At 45.4% G+C, this 238-nt stretch carries 1 protein-coding gene; it reads left to right on the forward strand.

The genetic code is table 11. The features are described from left to right. Window positions 1–238: thiamine pyrophosphate-binding protein (locus tag B0E34_RS23005; protein ID WP_165763049.1), on the forward strand; the 238-nt coding region annotated here is incomplete at both ends.

A 238-nucleotide genomic window follows, 5' to 3' on the forward strand; every position in this document is an offset into this window, starting at 1 on the left:
GGTTGGGACTATGAACCATTTGAAATCCCAGCTGAAGTTTATGCTGATTTCAAGGAAAATGTTGCAGACCGTGGCGCATCAGCTTATCAAGCTTGGACTAAATTAGTTGCTGATTATAAAGAGGCTCATCCAGAACTGGCTGCAGAAGTAGAAGCTATTATCGACGGCCGTGATCCAGTTGAGGTGACTCCAGCAGACTTCCCAGCCTTAGAAAATGGCTTCTCTCAAGCAACTCGTA

This window comes from Chryseobacterium mucoviscidosis (assembly GCF_002177115.1).
Taxonomy (GTDB): Bacteria; Bacteroidota; Bacteroidia; order Flavobacteriales; family Weeksellaceae; genus Chryseobacterium; species Chryseobacterium mucoviscidosis.